This is a genomic window from Stenotrophomonas thermophila (assembly GCF_001499715.1).
Taxonomy (GTDB): Bacteria; Pseudomonadota; Gammaproteobacteria; order Xanthomonadales; family Xanthomonadaceae; genus Stenotrophomonas; species Stenotrophomonas hibiscicola.
Genome location: NZ_CVIW01000001.1, coordinates 177,575 through 195,949 on the forward strand (window position 1 = coordinate 177,575; position 18,375 = coordinate 195,949).

Here is an 18,375-nt window from a genome sequence, read left to right on the forward strand (position 1 = left end):
AGCTCCGCTATCGACCCCGTGAATCCGTTCATGCGCAGAGGGAGCGCTCCTATCGTGTCAACCGTGCGCCTAGCTAGCAGTCCACTGGCCCTGGATATCGCCACAATCGATCGTTTCCTGGCGCACAGCCACAGGCGGCGATACCCTACCCGTACCGACGTCTTCCGGCCCGGGGACCCGGCGGGAACCCTGTATTACGTCATCAGCGGCTCGGTTTCGATCATGGCCGAGGAAGATGATGATCGCGAGCTGGTGCTGGGCTACTTCGGTGCCGGCGAATTCGTCGGCGAGATGGGCCTGTTCGTCGAATCGGACCGCCGCGAGGTGATCCTGCGGACCCGCACCGCCTGCGAGCTGGCTGAAATCAGCTACGAGCGCCTGCATCAGCTGTTCCTCGGCCCGCTGTCGGCCGATGCCCCGCGCCTGCTGTATGCGCTGGGCCAGCAGATTTCCAAGCGCCTGCTCGACACCAGCCGCAAGGCCAGCCGCCTGGCATTCCTGGACGTGACCGACCGAATCGTGCGCACCCTGCACGACCTGGCGCAGGAGCCGGAGGCGATGAGCCATCCGCAGGGCAGCCAGCTGCGTGTATCGCGCCAGGAGCTGGCGCGCCTGGTCGGCTGCTCGCGCGAGATGGCCGGCCGCGTGCTGAAGAAACTGCAGACCGACGGCCTGCTGCATGCCCGCGGCAAGACCGTGGTGCTGTACGGCACCCGTTGACCGTTGAGCACCCGGTGGGTGCGGACCTTGGTCCCCACTCCCTGGCGCGCTAGGCTCGGTGCATGGAGCTGAGCAGCGAATTCTGGTGGTTCATCCTCATCGGCCTGGGCGCACAGCTGGTCGACGGCGCGCTGGGCATGGCGTTCGGCCTGGTGTCCTCGTCGGTGATGCTGAGCATGGGCCTGCCGCCGGCGCAGGTCAGCGCCAGCATCCACACCGCTGAAGTGTTCACCACGGGCGCCTCGGGGGTGTCGCACCTCGCCGCCGGCAATGTCGATAAACGCCTGTTCCTGCGCCTGGCCCTGCCCGGCGCAGTGGGCGGCGCCCTGGGCGCGTACGTGCTCACGCAGCTCCCGGGCGAGATCATCCGGCCACTGATCTACCTGTACCTGCTGGTGCTGGCGATCATCATCCTGGCCCGCGCCGCTGGGCGCTGGATGCCCAAGGGCGAGATCCGCCGGGTGCCGGTGCTGGGCTTCTTCGCCGGCCTGCTCGACGCCAGCGGCGGCGGTGGCTGGGGGCCCATCGCCACGTCCACCCTGCTCGCCCGCGGCGGCCAGGCGCGCACCACCATCGGTACGGTCAACGCAGCCGAGTTCGTGGTCACGTTGACGGTGTCAGCAACCTTCCTGCTGTCGATGGGGGTACAGCACCTGCAGATCGTAGCCGGCCTGCTGATCGGCGGCATGGTGGCCGCGCCGGTGGCGGCGATCCTGGTCAAGCGGGTGAAGGAACGCTGGGTGCTGGTGGCCGTGGGCGTGCTGGTGCTGGGCATCAGCCTGTTCCAGATCGGGCACGCGGTATACCGGCATCTGGGCCGCTGAGCGCTTGCCGGCCAGCGGCCGGCACTACCGGACGGAGAACGGCCGGCACTACCGGACGGAGAAGGGCCGGCACTGCCGGACGGAGAAGGGCCGGCACTGCCGGGACGGAGAAGGGTAGTGCCGGCCGCTGGCCGGCAGATCCGTCATCGTGCGATGGGGTCGGAGGCCCTACGGGGATCTGACCCCGGGCTACGCCTTGTCACCGCCGCGGTCAGCGCAGCCCCAGTTGAGGATGCGGGTGCCGGCGGGCAGCACGCGGCGGAAGAACGCCACCCGGCCCGGCTTCGGGTTCACCACCACCGGTGCCTTGGCCGCCAGCAGCAGTGGCAGGTCGGCGGTGCTGTCGGAGTAGGCGATATCGATATCGCCGTAGCCGCGCTCGCGCAGCATGCGCATTTTCTCTTCGTTGTGGCAGTGACGGGTTGGACCGACGCCGCCCAGCCGTGGGCCGACCTCGGTACCGATCACCGGCACATCCTGATGGGCCACGAAGGCCAGGATCGCGCGTGCAAGCTCCGGCGGCGCACCTGTGGCAACCACCACGCGGTCGCCCTTGGCCCGGTGCGCGGCGAACACCTCCAGCGCCTGCGGCAGCAGCTTGGCGCGCATCTGCGCCTCGTTGCGCAGCACATAGGCATCGATCACCTTGTTGAAATCGCGCGCACGGTGCAGGCCGAAGCTGCCGATCCACACGTAGACCGAAATGCCGGCACGACGGGTCGGCAGCAGCGCCACCATCGGCCCGGCGATCGGCGTGACCAGCAGCGCCGCCAGCATGCGCAACGGGTTGCGCTTGATCAGCGAGGCGAACAGATGGGTGCCCGAATCGCCGTCGTAGAGGGTGTGGTCGAAGTCGAAGACCACCAGCGGCGCATCCTCGCGCGGCGTCGGATAGTGCGTTTTCATGCCGCGAAGAATAGCTGACGCAGGCCCTCGCCCGGCTCTTCCACGCGCATGAAGGCCTCGCCCACCAGGAACGCGTGGATGCCGGCATCACGCATCAGCGCCACGTCCTGCGGCCCCAGGATGCCACTCTCGGTGACCAGCAGGCGGTCGCGCGGCACGGCCTGCTGCATGTCCAGCGTGGTCTGCAGCGACACCTCGAAGGTGCGCAGGTTGCGGTTGTTGATGCCGATCATCGGTGCCGGCACCTGCAGCGCACGCTCCAGTTCGTCGATGTCGTGCACTTCCACCAGCACGTCCATGCCCAGCGACAGCGCCAGTTCGGACAAGGTGGCCAGCTGGGTGTCGTCCAGCGCGGCCACGATCAGCAGGATGCAGTCGGCGCCCAGCACGCGCGCTTCGTACACCTGGTAGGCGTCGATCACGAAGTCCTTGCGCAGCACCGGCAGCGTGCAGGCCTCGCGGGCCTGCTGCAGGTAGGCGTCGGCACCCTGGAAGAAGTCCACGTCGGTCAGCACCGACAGGCAGCTGGCACCGCCGAATTCGTAGCTGACGGCGATGTCGGCCGGGCGGAAGTCCGGGCGGATCACACCCTTGGACGGGCTGGCCTTCTTCACCTCGGCGATCACCGCCGGGTCGCCATTGGCCACCGCCGCCTGCAGCGCGCGCACGAAGCCGCGTACCGGCGGGGCGCTGGCCGCGGCGGCCTGAAGCTCCTCGAGCGGGCGCTGGGCGCGGCGCTGGGCCACTTCTTCGGCCTTGCGGGCCAGGATCGTCTGCAGGATGTCGCTCATCGTCTTCGGTTCGGTGCGGGGGCGGTGAGGACGGCCATTATCGGGCCATCGACGGGGTCAGGCTGAACCGCGCGCTCAGGCAACCAGCGCGCGGGTGGTTTCCACATACTGCTGCAGGCGCTGGCGGGCGCTGCCATTGGCGATGGCGGCACGGGCACGGGCCAGGCCATCGCCGATATCGCTGGCCACGCCGGCAACGTACAGGGCGGCACCGGCATTGAGCGACACGATGTCCAGCGCCGGGCCCGGCTCGTTGTCCAGCACCGCGCGCAGCATCTGGATGGACTGTTCCGGGCCGTCCACGCGCAGGTTGCGGCTGGCCGACATGGCGATGCCGAAGTCTTCCGGGTGGATCTCGTACTCGCGGACCTTGCCGTCGCGCAGCTCGCCCACCAGGGTGCCCGCCCCCAGCGAGATCTCGTCCATGTTGTCGCGGCCCCAGACCACCATCGCGCGCTCGGTGCCCAGTTCGCGCAGCACGCGGGCCTGGATGCCCACCAGATCGGGATGGAACACGCCCATCAGCACAGACGGCGCGCTGGCCGGATTGGTCAGCGGGCCGAGGATGTTGAAGATGGTGCGCACGCCCATCTCGCGGCGTACCGGCGCGACCACCTTCATCGACGGATGATGGATCGGCGCAAACATGAAGCCGATGCCGGTCCGCTCGATGGCCGCGGCCACCTGATCCGGCTGCAGTTCGATCACCGCGCCCAGCGCTTCCAGCGCATCGGCACTGCCGGACTTGGACGACACGCTGCGGTTGCCGTGCTTGGCCACGCGCGCACCGGCGGCAGCGGCCACGAACATCGAACATGTGGAGATGTTGAAGGTGTGCGAGCCATCGCCACCGGTACCGACGATATCAACCAGGTTGGAGGTATCGGCCACCGGCACTGGCCGGGCGAATTCACGCATCACGGTGGCCGCCGCGGCGATTTCGTCCACGGTCTCCTTCTTCACGCGCAGGCCGGTGAGGATCGCGGCGGTCATCATCGGAGACACATCGCCGCGCATGATCTGCCGCATCAGGTCGACCATTTCGTCGAAGAAGATTTCGCGGTGCTCGATGGTGCGTTGCAGGGCTTCCTGGGGGGAGAAGCTCATGGGTATGCTCCTTGGATCAGGCCGCCGGGCGCTGGAGGAAATTGCGCAGCAGCGCGTGGCCGTGTTCGGTGAGGATGGATTCGGGATGGAACTGGACGCCTTCCACCGGGAACTGGCGGTGGCGCAGGCCCATGATCTCTTCGATCGAGCCGTCCTCGTTCTCGGTCCAGGCGGTCACTTCCAGGCAGTCGGGCAGACTGTTCTTGTCCACCACCAGCGAGTGGTAGCGGGTGGCCTGGTAGCGGTCCGGCAGGCCGGCGAACACGCCCTTGCCCTCATGGCGGATCGGCGAGGTCTTGCCGTGCATGATGTTGCCGGCGCGGATGACGGTGCCGCCGTAGACCTGGCCGATGCCCTGGTGGCCCAGGCACACGCCGAGGATCGGCGTGGTCGGGCCCAGGCGTTCGATCAGCTCCAGCGAAACGCCCGCTTCGTTGGGGGTGCACGGGCCGGGCGAAATGACGATGCGCTCGGGCTTCTGCGCGGCGATCTCGTCCACGCTCATCACATCGTTGCGCACCACCTTCACTTCGGCGCCCAGCGTCTGCAGGTACTGCACGAGGTTGTAGGTGAAGCTGTCGTAGTTGTCGATCATCCACAACATGGTCAGGTTCCGTCGCTTATCAGGAAAATGGCGTACACGTTTTCGGTGTAGGTGATGGGGCCGGCTTCAATGGATTCGGGCTCAGCGGGCGCGGGCGCGGAGGCGGGCGCGTAGCTGCCGGTCACCGAGATCCTGTCGAGGTCCCCGCCGTCCTCGCCCTGCTGGGGCCATTGCCCGGCCCGGATGCCGTAGGCGAAGTCCGGCGCCACATCGGAGATGCTGTACAGACCACGCACTCTTGTTCCATAGGCCTTGGCCAGGCCCTGCGCGGACTCGCGGGTCTGGGCCGCTGCCTCGCCCTTGAGTTCGCGGCGCAGCGCCACTTCGCCCGAATAGGTCGGCGCCAGGCTGCTCACCTGTACGTTCTCGTTGGCCTTCAACGCCCCCAGAACATCCTGCATCGCCTTCACGCTGGCGAAGCTGGCACGCAGCTGGCGCGATACGCGGGTACCGATGAAGACCTGCCGGTTCTGCTCATAGCGCGTGGCCGGGCCGATCCGCAGGTTGTCCGCACGCACGCTGCCGTCCACCGCCTTGTGCTGCTTGAACAGTGCCAGCACGCGGGCAACGTTGTCCTGCACGCGGCGGCGCGCGGCGTCGGCGTCCATGTCGGTCTCTTCGATGTTCAACTGCAGGCCGAACCGGTCCGGCATCACCGTGCGGCTGCCCTGCCCCTTCACCAGCAGGTGCGGCTGCGAGGGAATCGTGTTGGCCTGCGCCCACGCAGACGGGGCCATCGTGGCCAGCAGTGACGACCACAGCAATGCGCTCAGCAGCTTCATGCGGTACTCCTTGTCTTGAATGGGAACAGCGGAAGGTGCCGCGGCGCAGGCCACGGCACGGGGAGGATCACAGGCCCTTGGCGGCCTGGGCGACGGCGCGGAACAGCGCGCGGCCCTTGTTCATCGTCTCATCCCATTCCTTGTCCGGGTCCGAGTCGTAGACGATGCCGGCGCCGGCCTGCACGTACAGGCGGCCGTCCTTGATCACCGCGGTGCGGATCGCGATCGCGGTATCGGCATCGCCGTGCCAGCCGATGTAGCCGATGCTGCCGGCGTAGACATTGCGCTTGATCGGTTCCAGCTCGCGGATCACTTCCAGCGCGCGGATCTTCGGCGCGCCGCTGACCGTGCCGGCCGGGAAGGTGGCACGCAGCACGTCGGCATAGCTCAGGCCCGGCTGCAGCTGCCCGGTCACTTCGCTGACGATGTGCATCACGTGGCTGTAGCGTTCGATCACGAACTGCTCGCCCACCTCCACGGTACCTGCCTTCGAGACGCGGCCGGCATCGTTGCGGCCGAGGTCGATCAGCATCAGGTGCTCGGCGCGCTCCTTCGGATCGGCCAGCAGCTCGGCTTCCAGCGCCAGGTCCAGCTCGGGCGTGGCGCCACGCGGGCGGGTGCCGGCGATCGGGCGCACGGTGACTTCGCCGTCCTGAAGGCGTACCAGGATTTCCGGCGATGAACCGACCACCTGCAGGTCGCCGACATCCAGGAAGTACATGTACGGCGACGGGTTCAGTGCACGCAGCGCGCGGTACACATCCACCGGGCGCGCCTTGAACGGCACGCTCAGGCGCTGGCTGAGCACCACCTGGAAGATGTCACCGGCGCGGATGTATTCCTTGCTGCGCTGGACCGCATCGACGAACCCTTCGCGGGTGAAACCGGAGACGAAGTCGGACTCGTCCAGCACGTCGCTGTTGAGCGGTGCGGGATAACCGGCGCCCGGTGCACGCAGCTTGGCAGTCAGTGCATCCAGGCGCGCCTGCGCCTGCTCGAAGGCGCCCTCGACCCGCGGGTCGGCGTGCACGATCAGGTACAGCCGGCCCTTCAGATTGTCGAACACCGCCAGCTCGTTGGAGTCCAGCAGCAGGATGTCCGGCGTGCCCAGCTCATCGCGGCCGGCCGGCGGGGCCAGGCGCGGCTCGATGTAGCCGATGCACTCGAAACCGAACCAGCCGACCAGGCCACCGGTGAAGCCCGGCAGGCCGTCCAGCTTCGGCACCGAGTGGGCGCTGCGCAGCGCCTCGACTTCGGCGAACGGGTCGGCCACCTCGCGGGTGTCCACCACCTGGCCGTCTTCGCGCACGGTCAGCGTGTGGCCGTGGAAGGCGTACACACGGCGCGCCGGCAGGCCGATGATCGAGTAACGACCAAAGCGCTCGCCGCCTTCGACGGATTCAAACAGGTAGGTATTGGGGCCGTCGGCGAGCTTCAGATAGACCGAAAGCGGCGTGTCCAGGTCGGACAGCACTTCGCGGACGACGGGAATGTGGGTGTGGCCTTCAGCGGCCTGCTGCTGAAACTGAGCGTGCGAGTTCAAGACGACTTTCCTTCCGGGACACAGCGTTATGGGGGCGGACGACGGCAACGGGCCACCATCGCCACCAACGGCGTGCGGAAGAAAGGGTATGCGGGGTCGTCAGGCTGGACACCCCTTGACTGTATCGCAGCTTGGACGGCAGGGGAACCCTGGGAAACTGAACCACGGGAAAGCACAGGGCTCATGGCGGGGACCGGTGGGGGACCGGCGCGGGAACCGGTAGAGTCGACTGTTAGTCGACTTGCGCGCGTAGCGCGGGGTTTTACGCCGTCGGAACGAAGAGCAGTCGACTAACAGTCGACTCTACCTCCCCTTCCCAGCCAGCAACGGGCAGCCAGCCGGAAGATGCATGCGCACCCTGCCCGGCACGCACTCGATGCGGAACTGGCGGGCCTGTACCGGCTCGCCGTCCAGGTTGAGGGTCAACGGGCGCTCGGACTCCACCTGCAGCCACGGCAGCCGCGCACGCGTGGCCAGCTGTTCCAGCGCAGCCTGGGTGCCGGACTTCAGCATCTGGCCGAGGGTGGCGGTGACCTCCCCTTCCAGTTCCGGAAGCACGGTCACATCCAGCAGCCCATCATCGATCAATGCCTGCGGACACAGTTGCTGGCCGCCACCGGCCTGGCGACCATTGCCGATGCCCAGGGCGATGAAGTCGCCTTCCCAGGCGAAGTCCGGGCCGGACAGGCGCGCGTTGATCGGCTCGATGCGACCGAGCTTGGCGATACCGGTGATCACATAGGCCAGCCCGCCCAGCATCTTCTTCAAGCCCGCATCAGTCTCCACCGTCACCTGCGTGCCGAAGCCACCGCTGGCGAGATTGGCGCACCACCATTGCGTGCCATCGGCGTCCACGCGCAACAGGTCAATGGCGTGCGGCGTCGCCTGCCCGATCAAGGCGAAGGCCTCCTTCGGCTCAGTGGGAATGCCGGCAGCAGTCGCGAAATCGTTGGCGGTCCCCATCGGGACCAGCGCCAGCGAGGGCAGCGCATCTGCCAGCTCCTCACGATGCGCCAGTGTCTCGGCCACCGCACTGAGCGTGCCATCGCCTCCGGCGGCCACGATCACATCCACGCCATGATCGATCGCCTCGGCGACATAGCGCTCGGCGTCACCGTCCTCCCAGGTCACCCGCACTTCCAGCTGCACGCCCTGTCCGCGCCAATGGCCGACGGCGTCGCGCAACTCATCGTTGCCGGCGGATTTGCCGTTGAGGATCAGGCGCCAGCGCGGGGTGGTCATGCAGAGCTTCCAGGGATGCGGTGGCACAGGCTAGCAATGCGCTGTTTGCCCGCGGTGAATGTCACGCAGATGTCATTCAGCTGCTGGAGAATGGAAGGCCATAGCAGGGACGACGGATGGAGGCAGGATCAGCCTCCCACGCATGCAGCGAGGCCACGCCAGTGATTGGCGTGGCCTTTTTTTGCCGCAGTAGATCCACGCCATGCGTGGATTTCACGTCAACCGTTGGCGAAATCGTGCAGCGCCTGGCCCTGCAGCCGGTACACGGTCCACTCGTCCTGCGGCTTTGCGCCGGCGGCGGTGTAGAACTCGATGGCCGGGGTGTTCCAGTCCAGCACCGACCATTCGAAACGACCGCAGCCTTCGGCCACGGCCTGGCGGGCGATGTACTTCAGCAGTGCCTTGCCGGCGCCGCCGCCGCGCTTCTCCGGGCTGATGTACAGGTCCTCCAGATAGATGCCCTTGCGGCCCAGCCAGGTGGAGTAGTTGTAGAAATACACCGCATAGCCGATGGCCTCACCGTCGGCTTCGCAGATCAACGCGCGGGCAGTCGCATCGGCACCGAACAGGCTTTCGGCAATACCGATCTCATCGGTCTGCACCGAATGCTCGGCCTTCTCGTAGATGGCCAGTTCGCGGATGAAGCGCAGGATCAGGCCAGCGTCGGCCACGGTGGCCGGGCGGATGTTCAACACGGCCACCGTACCCATGGCTCAGCCCCTTGCCGCAGCAACGTTCGCGCGCATCTGCGCGATCACGTCCTGGTAGCTGGTCCTGGCGTTGAAGATGGCCGAACCGGCAACGAAGGTGTCAGCGCCGGCGGCGGCGATCTCACCGATGTTGTCGGCTTTCACGCCACCGTCGATCTCCAGGCGGATGTCCTTGCCGCTGGCATCGATCATCTTGCGCACCACCTTCAGCTTGTCCAGCGCCGAGGGGATGAAGGCCTGGCCGCCGAAGCCCGGGTTGACCGACATCAGCAGCACCAGGTCCAGGTCCTCCAGCACCCAGTCGAGGATGTCCACTGGCGTGGCCGGGTTCAGCACGATGCCCGGCTTGCAGCCCAGCGAGCGGATCAGCTGGATGGTGCGGTGCACGTGGCGGCTCGCCTCCGGGTGGAAGCTGATGTAGGTGGCACCGGCCTCGGCGAAGTCCGGGATGATGCGGTCCACCGGCTCGACCATCAGGTGCACGTCGATCGGCGCGGTCACGCCGTGCTTGCGCAGCGCCTGGCAGACCATCGGGCCGATGGTCAGGTTCGGCACGTAGTGGTTGTCCATCACGTCGAAGTGGACCCAGTCCGCGCCGGCGGCGAGGACGTTGTCGACTTCCTCGCCGAGACGGGCGAAGTTGGCAGAGAGAATGGACGGGGCGATGAGGCAGTTGGACATGGCCGGGGCCTTCGGAACGGGGAAAGGATTCTCCCGCCCGCAGGCGGGACTGTCGGATCAGCGCTTGCGCAGGGTCTTGATACGGTCGTAGGCGGCATTGATCCGCCGCGACTTCTGCTCGGCCTGCTGCTGCAGCTCGGGGGCGGCGCCGCCAAGCTTGTCGGGGTGGTACTGCGAGATCAGCTTTCGGTAGGCGCGCTCGATCTCGGCATCGGTGGCCTCGGAGGTCAGCCCCAGCTCCCGGTACGGGTTCTCCTTGTTCAGGCGGAACCAGTCCGAATCAAAGGCATGGCCGATCAACAGGCCGACTACCGCGCCGAACAGCGGATTGGGCCGGAACAGCAGGGCCCCGGCGATGAAACCGAGCAGTTTTCCGTACCAGCGCATGGCGCCCCAGGGTCGACCGGCGAAATGGATGCTCATTTTACGTCACAGCGGGCCCGGACCGCTTTACACTAGGCCGCCCGCTGGTCCGCGGGCCCGCCGGGTCCGCTGGGCAGCCGTATCGACAACGCCCCAGGAGTGCCCGTGCCAACCACGCTGTTGCAATCCGATCTCCCCGGCCTGCCCTTGCGCCATCGCGGCAAGGTGCGTGATGTGTTCGATATCCCGCGCGAGCGGCTGCCAGCCGGAACCCCGCCGGGCGAGTACCTGCTGATGGTGGCCACCGATCGCCTGTCGGCGTTCGACGTGGTCCTGCCCGACCCGATCCCGGGCAAGGGCGAGATGCTCTGCCAGGTCTCCAACTTCTGGTTCGCCAAGACCGCGCACCTGATGCCCAACCACCTGACCGGCATCGACGTGGCCAGCGTGCTGCCCGAAGGCGTGGACCCTGCCCTGTATGCCAAGCGCGCGGTGGTCACCCGCAAGCTGAAGCCGGTGCCGGTGGAAGCGATCGCCCGCGGCTACCTGATCGGCAGCGGCTGGAAGGATTACCAGCGCACCGGCAAGGTCAGCGGCATCGATCTGCCCGACGGCCTGCGCCAGGCCGAGCAGCTGCCCGAGCCGATCTTCACCCCCTCGACCAAGGCCGCCGTCGGCGACCACGACGAGAACATCGATTTCGACGCGATGGTGAAGCAGGTCGGTGCGGACCTGGCCGAGCGCGTGCGCGACGCCACCCTGCGCATCTACAAGTTCGCGGCCGATTACGCCCGCGAGCGCGGCATCCTCCTGGCCGATACCAAGTTCGAGTTCGGTACCGACGCCGATGGCCGCCTGTACATCATGGACGAGATGCTGACGCCGGATTCCTCGCGCTACTGGCCGGCCGACGAGTACGAAGTGGGCACCAGCCCGCCGAGCTACGACAAGCAGTTCGTGCGCGATTACCTGGAGACGCTGGACTGGGGCAAGACCGCCCCGGGCCCGACCATCCCGGCCGAGATCATCGAGCGCACCCGCGCCAAGTACGCCGAGGCACTGCAGCGCCTGGCCGGGATCAGCGTCGACTGATCCCCTGCGCCCCCGGCCGGAAAGGCGGGGCGCTCTGAAGGGGTAGTGCCCGCCGCTGGCCGGCAACCTCGGCGAATCCGCAGCCAGGCATGGCCTGGCTCTGGTAGTGCCGGCCGCTGGCCGGCAACCTCATGAACTCGGCTATGCTCTGGAGTGCCGGCCAGCGGCCGGCACTACCGTTGTCCGAGGAAGCAACGCAGCATGCAGACATCCACCGAGCTTGCGCGGCCGATCGACCGCTATTTCGCCAGCTACTCCGACGACCACCGCAATGTGATCAACCAGCGCATCCACGTGGTGGCGGTTCCGGCGATCCTGTGGTCGGTGGTGGCCCTGCTCTGGTGCCTGCCGCCGCTGATCACCTGGTTCCAGTACGGCATCTGGTCGGCGTTCGCGATGTTCAGCGCCTGGTGCTTCTACAACAAACTGTCGCGCCCGCTGGGCATCGGCATGCTCATCCAGTTCTTCGTGTTCGGCTGCCTGTGCCGCCTGCTGGAGGCCGAAATCGGCCTGCACAACCTGTTCTGGCTGGCGGTGGGCGTGTTCGTGGTGGCCTGGATCGCGCAGTTCATCGGCCACAAGTTCGAGGGCCGCAAGCCCAGCTTCCTGACCGACCTGACCTACCTGCTGATCGGCCCGGCCTGGGTGATGGCCAAGTTCTACCGCAAGCTCGACTGGCGCTACTGACCTGCCCAGGGCCGACGGCGCCCCTCGTTTCCTGAACGGGCAGATTCCGTCACCCGCACTCCACGACGGCCCTGCCAGCCTGCGCCGGTGATCCGCTCCCCACTTCCCGCCCGTCGTCGGCAGCCCCTGTGAGACAGGGCCTGCGGTCTCCCTGCGTGGGCGTAGGGCGTCCCCCGAGGGCAAGCGAGGAGAAGACGCAGGAACGCGATGTTGCGTCGCAGAAAATATGAATCAGCGGACGTTACATGCAATTGATCGCTGTTCGATGGGTTTCAGCGACATTTCGCAGCCTGTTATCCTCCCTGACCTGCTCGTGAATCATGGATTCCCTGCATGCTCCCCAGCCTGCCCCTGCTGCTGGCCCTGCCGTTCCTGATGGCAGCGGCTGTTGCGGCCTTCCCCCGTAGTTCGCGCTCGACTGCTGCCTGGCTGGCGGCGCTGGCGCCGTTGGGCGGGCTGGCCATCCTCGGCTGGCTCACGCCGTCCGTGCTCGATGGCCAGGTGGTCCGCACCCTGGTGCCCTGGCTGCCGCAGATCGGGCTGGACTTCACCCTGCGCCTGGACGGGCTGGCCTGGATGTTCGCCGGGCTGGTGCTGGGCATCGGTGCGCTGGTGGTGCTGTATGCACGCTACTACCTGAGCCAGCAGGACAACGCGCACCGCTTCTACTGCTACCTGCTGCTGTTCATGGGCGCCATGCTGGGCATGGTGCTGTCGGGCAACCTGCTGTTGCTGATGATCTTCTGGGAAATGACCAGCATCAGCTCGTTCCTGCTGATCGGTTTCTGGTCACATCGCCAGGACGCCCGCGAGGGCGCGCGCATGGCGCTGGTGATCACCGGCGGCGGCGGCCTTGCGCTGCTCGGTGGCGTACTGCTGATCGGGCGCATCGTCGGCAGCTTCGACCTGGACGTGGTGCTGGCGGCCGGCGAGCAGATCCGCGCCAGCGCGCTGTACCCGTACGCGCTGTTCCTGGTGCTGGCGGGCATCTTCACCAAGAGCGCGCAGTTCCCGTTCCATTTCTGGCTGCCGCACGCGATGGCGGCGCCGACCCCGGTCTCGGCCTACCTGCACTCGGCCACCATGGTGAAGGCCGGCGTGTTCCTGCTGGCGCGGCTGCATCCGGCGCTGGCCGGCAGCGACCTGTTCTTCTATACGGTCAGCGGCATCGGCGCGCTGACCCTGCTGATCGGTGCCTGGAACGCGATCTTCCAGCACGACCTGAAAGGCCTGCTGGCGTACTCGACCATTTCCCACCTGGGCCTGATCACCCTGCTGTTCGGCCTGTCCACGCCGATGGCGGTGGTGGCCGGCGTGTTCCACATCCTCAACCACGCCACCTTCAAGGCCTCGCTGTTCATGGCCGCCGGCATCATCGACCACGAAACCGGCACCCGCGACATGCGCAAGCTGGGCGGCCTGCGCAGGCTGATGCCGTTCACCAGCGCGCTGGCGATCATTGCCTCGCTGGCGATGGCCGGCATCCCGCTGCTCAACGGCTTCCTGTCCAAGGAAATGCTGTTTGCCGAGGCGATCACGGCCGGAGGCCCGGGGATCATGCGCACGGCGGTGTCGATCGCCGCGTTGCTGGCTGGCGTATTCGGGGTGGCGTACAGCCTGCGCTTCGTGCACGACACCTTCTTCGGCCCCGGCCCGCAGGACCTGGACCGCGTGCCGCATGAGCCGCCGCGCTGGATGAAGGTACCGGTGGAACTGCTGGTGGTGATCTGCGTGGCAGTAGGCATCGCCCCGGCACTGACCGTGGCGCCGGTGCTGCATGCCGCTGCGGCGTCGATCCTCGGCAGTGCCATGCCCGAGTACAGCCTGGCGGTATGGCACGGCTTCAACCTGCCGCTGGCGATGAGCGCCATCGGCGTGGTCGGCGGTGTGGCGCTGTACTTCGGCCTGCGCAAGCTGATCAACCTGCATGCCGTGACCAATGTCAGCACTGGCCGCAATGTGTTCCATGCACAGCTGGACGCCGTGTCCGCACTGGCCATGCGCCTGACCAACGGCATCGCCAATGGCAGCCTGCAGCGCATGCTGCAGGGCCTGGTGCTGGTGGCGATCGTGGTCGCCGCCGCGCCGTTCGTGGCCAATCCGGCCTCGCCGAACTGGACCGCGCCGCAGCCGGTTCCCTTGCTGGGCTGGGCGCTTTGGCTGGTGATGATGGCCTGTGCGGTCGCCACCCTGCGCATCTACAAGCAGCGCCTGCTGGCGGTGCTGCTGGTCGGCGGCGTCGGCCTGATGGTGGCGCTGACCTTCGTGTTCCTGTCCGCACCCGACCTGGCCCTGACCCAGCTGCTGGTGGAGATGGTCACCCTGGTGCTGATGCTGCTGGGCATGAACTACCTGCCGGCGCAGTCCGGGCCGGAACGTCCGCGCTGGCGCAAGCGCCGCGATGCGGTGATCGCGATCATCGCCGGCGCCGGGCTGGGTGCGCTGGCCTATTCGGCGATGACCCTGCCGCCGAACACCATGGCCGGCGAACTGCTCGCCCGTGCCCTGCCCGAGGCCTATGGCCAGAACGTGGTCAACGTGATCCTGGTCGACTTCCGCGGCTTCGATACCTTCGGCGAGATCACCGTGTTCGGCATCGCCGCGCTGGTGGTGCATGCCCTGCTGCGGCGCACGCGGATGGCACCGGAGCAGATCATGCCCGGCCCTCCGATCAAGCTGCCTGTACCAGCCGACCTGGCCCAGATCATGTTCCCGCTGACTCTGACCGTATCGATCTTCCTGTTCCTGCGCGGCCACAACGCGCCGGGCGGTGGCTTCATCGCCGGCCTGGTGCTGGCGGTGCCGCTGCTGATCCAGTACGTGATCCAGGGCACCACGTCGGTGGAATCGCGCTTCGGCTTCGATTACATCCGCTGCATCGGCATGGGCCTGCTGATCGCCCTGCTCAGCGGCAGTGCCTCGATGCTGTTCGGCGTGCCGTTCCTCACCAGCGGCCACCTCGATCTGCACCTGCCGCTGATCGGCGACGTGCCGCTGGCCAGTGCGATCGGTTTCGACATCGGCGTCTACCTGGTGGTGTTCGGCGGCGCCATGCTGATGCTGTCGATGATGGGCACGATCAAGCCGTCGCGTACCCGCACTGCCCGCAAGGGCGAGATCGACCTGCAACGCCGTTCGGCACGTACCGGGGAGATGCACTGATGGAACTGGCCCTGGCCACCGCGATCGGCGTGCTGACCGCCATCGGCATCTACCTGCTGCTGCGTGCGCGCAGCTTCGATGTGATTCTCGGCATGACCTTCCTGTCCTACGCCACCAACCTGCTGATCTTCGCCGGTGGCCGCGTGGTGCTGGGCAAGGCGCCGGTGCTGCAGGAGGGCGTGGACAGCCACCTCGGCAACTACACCGATCCGCTGCCACAGGCGCTGGTGCTGACCGCGATCGTGATCGCCTTCGCGATGACCGCGGTCAGCATCGTGCTGGCCATGCGCAGCCGCAGCGACAACCACAGCGACCATGTGGACGCCCACGAGCCGGATGACGACCTGCACGATGAGCGCGTGCCGCCGCGCCAGGGCGAGGACCGCGCATGAACCACCTGGTGATCCTGCCGATCCTGATTCCCCTGCTGGGTGCTGCACTGTCGCTGTTCGTCGAACATCGCCGCTACGGCCCCAGGGTGCAGCGCGCCGTCGCGTGGACCGCGCTGTCGGCGCTGGCGCTGGCGGTGGGCCTGCTGTTCGCGTCGACCGCGGGCGGTGACATCAATGTCTACCTGCTGGGCGACTGGCCGTCGCGGCTGGGCATCGCGCTGGTGGCCGACCGGCTGTCGGCGTGGATGCTGCTGACCACCCTGCTGCTGGCCATTCCCTGCCTGCTGCACGCCTGCTCGGGTTGGGACCGCCGCGCACCGCACTTCCATGCGCTGTTCCAGTTCCAGCTGGTCGGCCTCAACGGTGCGTTCCTGACCGGCGACATCTTCAACCTGTTCGTGTTCTTCGAGGTGATGCTGATCGCCTCCTACGGCCTGCTGCTCAGCGGTGGCCGCGGCCTGCGCATGCGCATCGGCCTGCACTACGTGGTGTTCAACGTCACCGCCTCGACCCTGTTCCTGATCGCGCTGGGCCTGCTGTACGCCACGCTGGGTTCGCTGAACATGGCCGAGCTGTCGCAGCGCATCGCCGAAGTACCGCCGGCACAGCTGACCCTGGTGAAGGCGACGATGGGCCTGTTGCTGCTGGTGTTCTGCGCCAAGGCCGCGCTGATGCCGCTGTACCTGTGGCTGCCGGAAGCCTATTCGCGTGCGCCAGCAGCGGTGGCTGCGCTGTTCGCGATCATGACCAAGGTCGGCCTGTACTCGGTGCTGCGCATCCAGATGCTGTGGTTCGGCGATGACGCAGGCGCGATGGCCGGCTATGGCCGCGACTGGCTGCTGTGGGCCGGCGTGGCGACGCTGGTGCTCGGTGGCCTGGGTGCACTGGCCGCGACCCGCCTGCGCGTCCTGATCTCGTACCTGGTGATCGTGTCGGCGGCCACGCTGTTCATCGCCTTCTCGGTGGGCACGCCGCAGGTACTCTCGGCGGGCCTGTACTACCTGCCGCACAGCAGCTTCGTCGCCGCCGCGCTGTTCCTGATCGCCGACCTGATCCGCCGTCGTCGCGGCGGTGCCAGCGACCGCAAGGAAGTGGTGGCACCGATGCCGGGCAAGGAAACCCCAGCGGTGCTGTTCCTGATCGGGGCAGTGTCGGTGGCCGGCCTGCCGCCACTGTCCGGCTTCCTGGCCAAGGCCGCGCTGCTGGCCGGCATGCCGGCGCAGTACACCGGGCCGGTCTGGTCCGCCGTGCTGGTCAGCAGCCTGCTGGTGATCATGGGCCTGACCCGCGGCGGCATCCGCCTGTTCTGGCGCGTGCCGCCGGTCGATCCAGAAGCACCGAAGCCGCGCAAGGCTCCCCTGCGCCGGGTAGAACTCTACGCCGCCTGCCTGCTGCTGGCCTACGGCATCGGCATGACCCTGGCCGCGGCACCGTTGATGCGCTACACCGACGCCACCGCCGCACAGCTGCTGCACCCCAGCGAGTACGTGCAGCAACTGCGTGCGACCACGCCGGAGATCCGCCAGCCATGACCGCCCAGCGCTCCCTGTTCCGTCGCCTGATTCCCTCGCCGATGCTCAGCATCATGGTGGTGGCGTTCTGGCTGCTGATGTCCGACAGCTTCACCCTCGGCCAGACCGTGCTGGGACTGGTGCTGGGCGTGGTGGTGCCGCTGTTCGCCGCGCGCCTGGACCGCGAGTTCGCGCGCATCGGCACCCTGCGACCGCTGCCCAGGCTGGTGTGCGTAACCCTGTTGGACATCCTGATGTCCAACATCCGCGTCGCCCTGCAGGTGCTGGGCCCGGAAAAGAACATCCACCCGGGCTTCATCTGGCTGCCGCTGGACATCGCCAACATCCACGGCATCGCCGCGCTGACCAGCATGATCACGCTGACCCCGGGCACGGTCTCGGCCGCGCTCAGCGACGACCGCAAGTTCCTGCTGGTGCACGTACTGCACCTGGAGGACCCACAGGACCTGATCGAGACGATCAAGCGCCGTTACGAGGCGCCGTTGATGGAGATCTTCCCATGACCGGTTTTGAAGTCATCCAGACCACCCTGGTGGTGTGCATGCACGTGGTCGGCCTGGCCATGCTGCTGGCCACCTGGCGCCTGCTGCGCGGGCCGACCGTGCCCGACCGCATCCTCGCACTGGACACCCTGTCGGTGACCGCGATCGCCGAGCTGATGCTGTTCGGCATGTACCTCAATTCACCGATCTACTTCGAGGCGGCGCTGATCATCGCCATGCTTGGCTTCGGCAGCACCGTGGTGCTGAGCAAGTTCGTGCTGCGCCGGGACATCGTCGAATGATCACTGCCATCCAGATCGGCCTGTCGATCCTGCTGCTGTTCGGCTGCTTCTTCATCCTGGTCGGCGCACTGGGCCTGGTGAAGCTGTCGACCTTCTTCAAGCGCCTGCACGCGCCGACCAAGGCCAGCACGCTGGGCGTGGGCTGCGTGCTGGTGTGCTCGGTCTGCTACCACATCTTCCTCGGCCAGGACCCGCAGCCGCGCGAGCTGCTGATAACCGTGTTCCTGTTCATCACCGCACCGATCAGCGCGCACATGATGGCCAAGGCCGCGCTGTCGCTGCTGATGGAGACCCGCCCCACCCTGCCGGGCAACGAACGCGCCGCCGAGGAGCAGCTGCCACCGCCGGAGCCGGTGCGGGAAGAAGAAACCACGCAGAACCGGTAGTGCCGGCCGCTGGCCGGCAATGTGACGCCCGGTAGGTGCCGACCGCTGGTCGGCACGAACAGCAGCC

20 protein-coding genes are annotated in these 18,375 nt (G+C 67.3%); 10 read left to right on the top strand and 10 right to left on the bottom strand.

The genetic code is table 11. The features are described 5' to 3' along the window. The first annotated feature begins 30 nt into the window (after positions 1-30). Entirely contained in the window at positions 31-720 is a 690-nt protein-coding gene (gene crp, locus BN1263_RS00810) for a cAMP-activated global transcriptional regulator CRP (RefSeq protein WP_010482649.1), read from the top strand. A 62-nt stretch (positions 721-782) separates the two neighbouring features. Then, entirely contained in the window at positions 783-1,544 is a 762-nt protein-coding gene (locus BN1263_RS00815) for a sulfite exporter TauE/SafE family protein (protein WP_058978877.1), read from the top strand. 189 nt (positions 1,545-1,733) lie between these two features. Here BN1263_RS00815 and BN1263_RS00820 read toward each other — a convergent pair whose 3' ends face one another. The 10 genes from BN1263_RS00820 to BN1263_RS00865 form a co-directional block, all read right to left on the bottom strand. Then, positions 1,734-2,450, bottom strand: coding sequence for a haloacid dehalogenase-like hydrolase (locus BN1263_RS00820; RefSeq protein WP_021202670.1), 717 nt, complete (start codon positions 2,448-2,450; stop codon positions 1,734-1,736). Then, the gene (gene trpC / locus BN1263_RS00825; RefSeq protein ID WP_019661507.1) at positions 2,447-3,241 is read right to left on the bottom strand and encodes an indole-3-glycerol phosphate synthase TrpC; all 795 of its coding nucleotides are present in this window, start codon (positions 3,239-3,241) and stop codon (positions 2,447-2,449) included. Before trpC ends, BN1263_RS00820 begins: the two co-directional genes overlap by 4 nt. Before the next feature lie 75 nt (positions 3,242-3,316). Further along, entirely contained in the window at positions 3,317-4,348 is a 1,032-nt protein-coding gene (trpD, locus tag BN1263_RS00830; RefSeq protein ID WP_058978880.1) for an anthranilate phosphoribosyltransferase, read from the bottom strand. 16 nt (positions 4,349-4,364) lie between these two features. Continuing rightward, positions 4,365-4,952, bottom strand: a complete 588-nt coding sequence (locus BN1263_RS00835; RefSeq protein ID WP_019661509.1) for an anthranilate synthase component II — start codon at positions 4,950-4,952, stop codon at positions 4,365-4,367. 2 nt (positions 4,953-4,954) lie between these two features. Next, a complete protein-coding gene (locus tag BN1263_RS00840) occupies positions 4,955-5,734 on the bottom strand; it encodes an SIMPL domain-containing protein (RefSeq protein ID WP_021202668.1) in 780 nt (259 codons plus the stop codon). Positions 5,735-5,801: 67 nt separating this feature from the next. Continuing rightward, positions 5,802-7,277: an anthranilate synthase component I gene (trpE, locus tag BN1263_RS00845; RefSeq protein ID WP_058978881.1), complete on the bottom strand. Its 1,476-nt coding sequence runs from the start codon at positions 7,275-7,277 to the stop codon at positions 5,802-5,804. Positions 7,278-7,580: 303 nt separating this feature from the next. Then, positions 7,581-8,519, bottom strand: a complete 939-nt coding sequence (gene yegS / locus BN1263_RS00850) for a lipid kinase YegS (protein ID WP_058978883.1) — start codon at positions 8,517-8,519, stop codon at positions 7,581-7,583. Positions 8,520-8,737: 218 nt separating this feature from the next. Continuing rightward, the gene (locus tag BN1263_RS00855; protein ID WP_026347198.1) at positions 8,738-9,220 is read right to left on the bottom strand and encodes a GNAT family N-acetyltransferase; all 483 of its coding nucleotides are present in this window, start codon (positions 9,218-9,220) and stop codon (positions 8,738-8,740) included. A gap of 12 nt (positions 9,221-9,232) precedes the next feature. Further along, entirely contained in the window at positions 9,233-9,910 is a 678-nt protein-coding gene (gene rpe / locus BN1263_RS00860; RefSeq protein WP_058978885.1) for a ribulose-phosphate 3-epimerase, read from the bottom strand. Positions 9,911-9,967: 57 nt separating this feature from the next. Continuing rightward, complete coding sequence (locus BN1263_RS00865) at positions 9,968-10,297, bottom strand: J domain-containing protein (protein WP_008265098.1); 330 nt, start codon at positions 10,295-10,297, stop codon at positions 9,968-9,970. Between the two features lie 141 nt (positions 10,298-10,438). Between BN1263_RS00865 and BN1263_RS00870 the strand changes: the two genes are divergently transcribed. The 8 genes from BN1263_RS00870 (at position 10,439) to BN1263_RS00905 (ending at position 18,308) form a co-directional block, all read left to right on the top strand. Next, on the top strand, positions 10,439-11,365 hold the full coding sequence (locus tag BN1263_RS00870) for a phosphoribosylaminoimidazolesuccinocarboxamide synthase (RefSeq protein ID WP_058978887.1): 927 nt from the start codon (positions 10,439-10,441) through the stop codon (positions 11,363-11,365). Between the two features lie 201 nt (positions 11,366-11,566). Beyond that, positions 11,567-12,052: an Mpo1 family 2-hydroxy fatty acid dioxygenase gene (locus tag BN1263_RS00875; RefSeq protein ID WP_005411329.1), complete on the top strand. Its 486-nt coding sequence runs from the start codon at positions 11,567-11,569 to the stop codon at positions 12,050-12,052. 333 nt (positions 12,053-12,385) lie between these two features. Further along, the gene (locus BN1263_RS00880) at positions 12,386-15,214 is read left to right on the top strand and encodes a monovalent cation/H+ antiporter subunit A (RefSeq protein ID WP_058978889.1); all 2,829 of its coding nucleotides are present in this window, start codon (positions 12,386-12,388) and stop codon (positions 15,212-15,214) included. Continuing rightward, positions 15,214-15,606: a Na+/H+ antiporter subunit C gene (locus tag BN1263_RS00885; RefSeq protein ID WP_019661517.1), complete on the top strand. Its 393-nt coding sequence runs from the start codon at positions 15,214-15,216 to the stop codon at positions 15,604-15,606. The genes BN1263_RS00880 and BN1263_RS00885 overlap by 1 nt, the downstream gene beginning before the upstream one ends. Then, positions 15,603-17,138, top strand: a complete 1,536-nt coding sequence (locus tag BN1263_RS00890; protein ID WP_058978890.1) for a monovalent cation/H+ antiporter subunit D — start codon at positions 15,603-15,605, stop codon at positions 17,136-17,138. The genes BN1263_RS00885 and BN1263_RS00890 overlap by 4 nt, the downstream gene beginning before the upstream one ends. After that, on the top strand, positions 17,135-17,641 hold the full coding sequence (locus BN1263_RS00895; protein WP_058978892.1) for a Na+/H+ antiporter subunit E: 507 nt from the start codon (positions 17,135-17,137) through the stop codon (positions 17,639-17,641). The genes BN1263_RS00890 and BN1263_RS00895 overlap by 4 nt, the downstream gene beginning before the upstream one ends. After that, on the top strand, positions 17,638-17,922 hold the full coding sequence (locus BN1263_RS00900) for a K+/H+ antiporter subunit F (protein ID WP_005411334.1): 285 nt from the start codon (positions 17,638-17,640) through the stop codon (positions 17,920-17,922). The genes BN1263_RS00895 and BN1263_RS00900 overlap by 4 nt, the downstream gene beginning before the upstream one ends. Continuing rightward, a complete protein-coding gene (locus tag BN1263_RS00905) occupies positions 17,919-18,308 on the top strand; it encodes a Na+/H+ antiporter subunit G (RefSeq protein ID WP_012481450.1) in 390 nt (129 codons plus the stop codon). The genes BN1263_RS00900 and BN1263_RS00905 overlap by 4 nt, the downstream gene beginning before the upstream one ends. Positions 18,309-18,375: the final 67 nt, after the last annotated feature.

What these genes read in the sequence shown, in the direction of transcription:
- crp (WP_010482649.1), top strand. Translation starts at nt 31, where the DNA reads ATGCGCAGAGGGAGCGCTCCTATCGTGTCAACCGTGCGCCTAGCTAGC.
- BN1263_RS00815 (WP_058978877.1), top strand. Translation starts at nt 783, where the DNA reads ATGGAGCTGAGCAGCGAATTCTGGTGGTTCATCCTCATCGGCCTGGGC.
- BN1263_RS00820 (WP_021202670.1), bottom strand. Translation starts at nt 2,450, where the DNA reads ATGAAAACGCACTATCCGACGCCGCGCGAGGATGCGCCGCTGGTGGTC.
- trpC (WP_019661507.1), bottom strand. Translation starts at nt 3,241, where the DNA reads ATGAGCGACATCCTGCAGACGATCCTGGCCCGCAAGGCCGAAGAAGTG.
- trpD (WP_058978880.1), bottom strand. Translation starts at nt 4,348, where the DNA reads ATGAGCTTCTCCCCCCAGGAAGCCCTGCAACGCACCATCGAGCACCGC.
- BN1263_RS00835 (WP_019661509.1), bottom strand. Translation starts at nt 4,952, where the DNA reads ATGTTGTGGATGATCGACAACTACGACAGCTTCACCTACAACCTCGTG.
- BN1263_RS00840 (WP_021202668.1), bottom strand. Translation starts at nt 5,734, where the DNA reads ATGAAGCTGCTGAGCGCATTGCTGTGGTCGTCACTGCTGGCCACGATG.
- yegS (WP_058978883.1), bottom strand. Translation starts at nt 8,519, where the DNA reads ATGACCACCCCGCGCTGGCGCCTGATCCTCAACGGCAAATCCGCCGGC.
- rpe (WP_058978885.1), bottom strand. Translation starts at nt 9,910, where the DNA reads ATGTCCAACTGCCTCATCGCCCCGTCCATTCTCTCTGCCAACTTCGCC.
- BN1263_RS00865 (WP_008265098.1), bottom strand. Translation starts at nt 10,297, where the DNA reads ATGCGCTGGTACGGAAAACTGCTCGGTTTCATCGCCGGGGCCCTGCTG.
- BN1263_RS00875 (WP_005411329.1), top strand. Translation starts at nt 11,567, where the DNA reads ATGCAGACATCCACCGAGCTTGCGCGGCCGATCGACCGCTATTTCGCC.
- BN1263_RS00880 (WP_058978889.1), top strand. Translation starts at nt 12,386, where the DNA reads ATGCTCCCCAGCCTGCCCCTGCTGCTGGCCCTGCCGTTCCTGATGGCA.
- BN1263_RS00885 (WP_019661517.1), top strand. Translation starts at nt 15,214, where the DNA reads ATGGAACTGGCCCTGGCCACCGCGATCGGCGTGCTGACCGCCATCGGC.
- BN1263_RS00890 (WP_058978890.1), top strand. Translation starts at nt 15,603, where the DNA reads ATGAACCACCTGGTGATCCTGCCGATCCTGATTCCCCTGCTGGGTGCT.
- BN1263_RS00895 (WP_058978892.1), top strand. Translation starts at nt 17,135, where the DNA reads ATGACCGCCCAGCGCTCCCTGTTCCGTCGCCTGATTCCCTCGCCGATG.
- BN1263_RS00900 (WP_005411334.1), top strand. Translation starts at nt 17,638, where the DNA reads ATGACCGGTTTTGAAGTCATCCAGACCACCCTGGTGGTGTGCATGCAC.
- BN1263_RS00905 (WP_012481450.1), top strand. Translation starts at nt 17,919, where the DNA reads ATGATCACTGCCATCCAGATCGGCCTGTCGATCCTGCTGCTGTTCGGC.